Source organism: Candidatus Megaera venefica (genome assembly GCF_034554655.1).
GTDB classification, from domain to species: Bacteria; Pseudomonadota; Alphaproteobacteria; order Rickettsiales; family Rickettsiaceae; genus Megaera_A; species Megaera_A venefica.
Genome location: NZ_JARJFB010000108.1, coordinates 1 through 6554, shown reverse-complemented (window position 1 = coordinate 6554; position 6554 = coordinate 1). Strand labels below are relative to the sequence as shown.

General features: G+C 34.7%; 5 protein-coding genes. 1 reads left to right on the top strand and 4 read right to left on the bottom strand.

Going from position 1 to position 6554, the window contains the following annotated elements; all coding sequences use genetic code 11:
* The 4 genes from Megvenef_RS06635 to Megvenef_RS06620 form a co-directional block, all read right to left on the bottom strand.
* The coding region (locus Megvenef_RS06635; protein ID WP_322776028.1) for a transposase at positions 1 to 328 on the bottom strand (328 nt) is incomplete at its 3' end.
* Between the two features lie 471 nt (positions 329 to 799).
* On the bottom strand, positions 800 to 2146 hold the full coding sequence (locus tag Megvenef_RS06630) for a hypothetical protein (protein WP_322777191.1): 1347 nt from the start codon (positions 2144 to 2146) through the stop codon (positions 800 to 802).
* Positions 2147 to 2376: 230 nt separating this feature from the next.
* Complete coding sequence (locus Megvenef_RS06625) at positions 2377 to 3798, bottom strand: DASS family sodium-coupled anion symporter (protein WP_322777190.1); 1422 nt, start codon at positions 3796 to 3798, stop codon at positions 2377 to 2379.
* A gap of 267 nt (positions 3799 to 4065) precedes the next feature.
* Positions 4066 to 5742, bottom strand: coding sequence for a ribonuclease J (locus tag Megvenef_RS06620; protein WP_322777189.1), 1677 nt, complete (start codon positions 5740 to 5742; stop codon positions 4066 to 4068).
* 60 nt (positions 5743 to 5802) lie between these two features.
* Between Megvenef_RS06620 and Megvenef_RS06615 the strand changes: the two genes are divergently transcribed.
* Positions 5803 to 6468 (top strand): phosphatase PAP2 family protein, encoded by a 666-nt coding sequence (locus Megvenef_RS06615; protein ID WP_322777188.1) that lies wholly within the window; start codon positions 5803 to 5805, stop codon positions 6466 to 6468.
* Positions 6469 to 6554: the final 86 nt, after the last annotated feature.

Genomic DNA, 6554 nt, shown 5'->3' with positions numbered 1-6554 from the left:
CTTCAGACACATCAAGATCTTGCTGCAAATATTCATAACCACAAAAATATTGCCAATAAATATTTTCCTTTAGCTCTTCCTCCGTAAACGAATCAGAACCGTTGTACATAGCTTGAAGCATTGATAGTGCTAGCATTACTCTATGATCTTTCTTATTTCTACCAAATTGCTTGATTTCAATGTTAGGCAATGCTCTGGCTTCAAGTTCAGACCAATTTACTAAATCCCTTAGTTTATATAACTTGTTTTTAGGATTTAGTTTTGTAGATAATTTCTCTTCAAATAACCTTTCTTGTTTTTGGAGAAAAGTAATATTTTCTATAGGCATAATTTTAAAATCCGTAAGCTTTATGCGGTAATTATACCATTTTCTTATGGATTTTGTAAGCTGTTTATGACATGAAACCCCTTGTTAATTCAGGCGGGGAGAGTTTTGACGGAGGGACTTACTCCTGTCTTTTGCTATATGGAGGCCTAAGCAAACCTTAGATTTTTCTGATTTTGTCTTCTAGGCGGCAGAGAACAAGGTTTTTTTTAATCAGATATTGTTTTTGCTCACAGATAATTCTTTTGTAATTCAAGCTTAACTTTTACCAACTCTTAATTTTCTCAATTTTATCTGCTGTTTTTGAGTTTTTATTTTCTAAGGTTCTACCAAACTTTATGTGGTCCAGTGAAAGACCCCTATAGATCAACATAGATTTGGTGATAGTTAATTTTAGAGCAAGGAGGCTGTGCGCCGCAGCTTATATAAATATTCGAGCACAGCCAGAAACTTGCTAAATCGACAGCACCTAATTCAATTCATATACTGAATTGAATCATTATAATATTCCTCAACTAACCCTACTAGATCGGTATGAAGAAAGTCTCCTAAGGTATCAAAAATAAGTTGTGTACAAGCAATCTTAGCTTCATACCCATTAACATCAAACAAAGATGGATTAAATTTTTTAAGATTAGAGACTTCTTCTGGGCTAATAGATGTACTGTTTACTTTAATACATTTAACATTAGGGATATTATGCATTAATTGTAACAGGGAAAATCCATAAAGGCTGTTATTAGATATGTCTAAATAAGCAATAGCGTTTCCATTAAGACATTGCAATATTCCCTGCAAAGCTTTAGCATCTATACTGGTAGAAGCTAGTTTAAGTGTTGCTAAATTAGGGCAATGTTGACCAATACTTTGCATGAATCCTATTGTTCGTTGGTCCATTGGGTAAGTAGTAGTTACGTCTTGCTGGGCCATCTGATGATATGAAGTGTCTGTTCTTACTAACGGAACTCCCGAGAAATCAATTGACGATATGTCTGCTCCTTGGTTTAATAATAAATCTTGCAGAGCATCAAACATATGAACGTTTTGTGTTTGTTCTGGACTTTTTAAAACGATTGCATTGACCCCATCCTCATTATCCACTTGTGCTTTAGAGCTATGTGGTGTGGTTACTAGTTCTTTTAGCTTCTGCTTATGAACAGCTTTTTTCGATACTGGTTTCCCTAAAACGTGGCCGATATCTAAATTCTCAGATAAGTGTTGTAGTTCATATGCTTGTACATTAAATAAGGTAGGATTGCTCTGTGTTAGTGTAGAGATTTCTTCTTGAATAATATATGTATTGTCTGCTTTAATACATTTAACATTAGGGATATTATGCATTAATTGTAACAGCGAAAATCCATAAAGGCTGTTATTAGATATGTCTAAATAAGCAATAGCGTTTCCGTTAAGATATTGAAATATTCCCTGCAAAGCTTTAGCATCTATACTGGTAAAAGCTAGTTTAAGTGTTGCTAAATTAGGGCAATGTCGACCAATACTTTGCATGAATCCTATTGTTCGTTGGTCCATTGGGTAAGTAGTAGTTACGTCTTGCTCGGCCATCTGATGATATGAAGTGTCTGTTCTTACTAACGGAACTCCTGAGAAATCAATCGATGTTATATTGGCTCCTTGGTTTGTTAACAGCTCTTGCACTGCATCAAACATATGAACGTTTTGTGTTTGTTCTGGACTTTTTAAAACAATTGAACTAATACCATCTTCATTATTCAATTGTACTTTTACTTGTGATTTATTTACTTGTGCCTTAGCGTTATGTGGCATGAGTACTAGTTCTTTGTTATTTTGTTTAGACATAATTCTTCAGGTATTAATTAATAAATTTTTTTCTACACTTAAATAAATATAATAAATATTAATTATATTGTCAAGCTTAGAATTAATTTGTTGTTTACTAATTCTTAATTAAATAAACGTAATCTTAATGGCATACCCAAGGAGATCTAAGGGGGTAAAAACCTAGGCCAGAGACACAGACCAAACAAGTTCAGGATTCAGTGTGACTGATTAAGTTTAGTACAGCAATACTACCATAATTTTAATAATTTCCACCAGGCCCCACCTATAAAGATCCAGACTAATAAATATACTATGCTTGTTACTAACCCAATATACCACCAATCCTTAGTTTTCATATATCCAGCACCAAAAAATATCGGCGTACTACTTAAGCCAAAATGTGTTAATCCGGCAGATAAAGTTGATAAAAAACTTAAAATTAATGCCGCAAGTGCCCCTGGAACCCCTGCGTTGACAAATAAAACTAAGAACGTTGGTAATAGTACTGTAATATGAGCTGTACTACTTGCAAAAAAATAATGAATATAAAAATAGAGCAAGGATAGAATAACCAACGAATTTATTGGCGAAGTATCGATAAAAAGAAATTGCAGTTTAGTTCCAATCCAAGTCATCAACCCAAATTTAGATAAGAAGTCTGACAACATGACAAGTGTGGCAAACCAAATAAAAGTGTGCCATGCTCCTTTATCTGCTAAATTATCCTCAAAATTAATCACCCGAGTAACAAACAAAATAGATAGGCCTATTAAAGCTACCGTTGTGGGTTCCAAGCCAAACCTGGGCCCATTAATCCATAACCCTATTAAAACTACAAACACTACCATCATGATAATTTCATGAATTGAAAGTCTCCCCATGGCAGCTAATTTTTCTTTAGCTATTTTAGGCGCAGAATCTGAATATTTAATTGTAGGCGGGTATAGATAATAAACAACTAGAGGCATTACTGCTAGAGAGACAATACCTGGAACAATAGCTGCTATTGCCCAGTCTGTCCAAGATATGGAATAACCAGCATTTTCTGCCAGTTTTACGGCAAGTGGATTGGCTGCCATTGCGGTAATAAATAAAGTGCTAGTAATCACAGTTGATTGTGTACAAACACTCATTATGAAGCCACCATTTTTAGAAGAAACACCTGGATGTTCGTCATCTGAAAATGACTTGCAAATAGATTTAGCAATAGGAAAAATTACCCCGCCACCTCTTGCCGTGGCACTTGGAATTAATGGCGACAAAACAAAATCAGCAATTACTAAAGCATAGGAAATGCCAAGTGTACTATGACCTATTTTAGACAATACATAGTAAGCCACTCTAGAACCAAGTCCTGTTTTGATAAAGCCATTGGAAATAAAAAAAGCAAAAACTACTAGCCAAACTATACTATCGCCAAAACCAGACAAACATTCAGATAACGATAATGTATTGGTTAGAACACAAGCAAGGATACTAAGCAAAGCAATAACACCCATAGGCAGAGGGTTCAAAATAATGCCAATTATGGTCGCTATAAAAATGATAAGTAAATGCCAAGCATTTATAGAGATAGCTTCAGATATTGGCAAGTACCAAGCAATTAATGACAAACTAATTGTCAATAATAGAATAAGATTGTTTTTTTGGCGTGCCGCTTTATTTAACATGATTTGTATGAGCTGAATAATATTTTATTCTTAGTAAAACTAAGATTTTCAATTTATACTATACCATAACAAAATCAATTATATTCTTACCGTCGCTTACAACTTCAAAGGATTATCAAAGCATTACTACTTCATGCATAAGCGCCTCACCCTGCTTTTATCTAAAACAAAGTTTTAAAATGGAAATGAACTACCAAGGTTGTGTAAGCAATCGCCTAGATAGCAAATTCAGCACTCCAACATAGTGTTTAAGTTGCAAAATTTGACTTATTCTATCTCCTCAAGATTCACAATAATATTAGGTGATTTATTTATCTCATGCTTAATCATCCGACGCAAAGTCTTGGCAACACAAGACTCTATCTGATCTGTAGTAAGTCCAGATTTACTTTGCTTGCGTTGATCAGCTACTGCATCAATAATTTCTTGTTTAATTTGAGAAATAAAATCCGAGTCTTCAATCGGATCTAATAACCCAGGAAGTGCCACCATTGGACTACACACTAATCGTAGCTTGGAATCTACAACCACTGAAGCAACTGCAATACCATCATCGCGCATTCTTCTACGCATTCTAAATATCTGCGAATCATCTGGTAAGAGATAATTACCGTCTACTGCTAAGTAGCCATTTTTTACAACATCAATAATTTTTGCTCCTTCTGGCTCAAGTAAAACAACGCTTCCATTCTCAACTTCTATAGCGTGCTTTATACCGTTTGCCTTTGCAAGCTTTGCATGCTCGTGAATATGTACTGGCTCGCCATGGACAGGTACACATATTTGTGGCCGTACAAGTTCATACATTTTTTTGAGCTCGTCTATTGCGGGATGACCAGAAACGTGAACAAAGTGGTCCCGCTCTGTTATTACTTCAACACCTTTTTTTACAAAAATATTAAACAGCTTAAAAATCTTTTTCTCGTTACCAGGAATTATCTTGGAAGAAAAAATAACTGTATCTTTCGGCGCAAGCTTAACTGAATGATGAGAACCACTTGCCATCTTAGATGTCGCTGCCATTGGTTCCCCTTGGCAACCAGTTGCAATTATAAGCAAATCCTCTCTTTTATAGTTACCGATTGATCGTTCATCTACAAGCGGAGCAATATCAGATAAATAACCACTCTCTTGTGCTGCTGCAAATATTCGATGTAAACTACGGCCAGTAAGACAAACTTTTCTTCCAGCTTTTTGGCCAGCATGAATTAACGTATCTAACCTCGCAAGGTTAGAGGCAAAAGTGGTCACAACAACCATTTTTGGACAACCAGCAATAATATCAATTAGGCTATCTCTAACATCACCCTCTGAACCAGAAACACCTTTGTTAAATACATTAGTCGAATCACAAACTAAAGCTAAAACTCCTTCGTCACCACAAGCTCTAAGAGCTGCTTCGTCAGAAGAATTTCCTACAACAGGGTTCGGATCAAATTTCCAATCACCTGTGTGAAGTACATTTCCAGCCTTTGTCCTTATCATAAGAGCTTGCATTTCTGGGGCTGAATGGGTCAACCCTATCATTTCAATAGAGAACGGACCAAGTTCAAGCTTCTTGTTTGGATCTAACTCAATAAGTTTAATATCGCTGGCAAAAGCATATTCTGATAATTTTGCTTTTAAAAAACATTTTGTAAATTTCGTTGCGTAAACTGGGCATTCAAGCTCGTTCCATAAATATTGGATAGCTCCAAGGTGATCTTCATGAGCATGTGTCAATACTATGCCTAATAAATCTTTTTTATAAGCTTCAATAAAACTCAGGTCTGCTACGACCATATCAACACCAGGCAAATAATCATCAGCAAAACCACTGCCACAATCAATCATTATCCATTTACCTTCAAATTGGTATAAATTAACATTCATACCAATTTCGTTTGACCCACCAAGTGGCAAGAACAATAGTTTATCTTTATATGTTTTGAAGTTGATTGACATCTATTTTGCTATATGATTGAAAATTTGGATGAACTATACCTTATTCTTTCTAGATAGTCTATGATTAACAACCGACTGGTTAATATTAGTTTAATTGTATTTGGCTTTCTTTCGCTTATTTTTGTTATATTTCCAAGTTTTGATATTAAAATATCTGAACTATTTTACTCAAAAGAATTTGGCTTTAAATACAAAGAACACTATGCAGTGGTCTTATTCTATAATGCAATACCACTATTAACCAAAACATTTGTTTTTATATGTGTTCTTTACCTATTATATATATTAATAAAATCCAAAAACTTTAAAAAGGCCCTATATTCTTGGGCATTTTTCTTAATTATTTCAGCTTTAATTGCTCCTGGAATAACTGTGAATTCACTGTTAAAGGAAAATTTTGGACGAGCAAGACCTAGAGAAATAATAGAATTCGGGGGCACTAAGGATTTTTCTAGAGCTTTTGCATTCTCAGATCAATGCCCTAAAAACTGTTCTTTTTCCTCTGGTCATGCCGCTATGGGTTATTACTTTTCTTCAATAGCTTATGTTGCGAGAAGCCTATACTTTGCTAGAATATACATAACTAGCATATTGTTTGGTTCTATTGTTGGCCTATCACGGATTATAATGGGTGGTCATTTTGCAAGCGACATAATTGTATCCGCCTTCTTAGTATTGCTATTAAACCATCTAATTTATTTATTATGGAAAAAGAAAACATCCTAGTTAAAAAAATAGCCATTATATCAAGCAATTCAGCTCCGGCTGAAGCAATTGAGAATTTACTTAAAAAACTTTTCGATAAAGCTGCC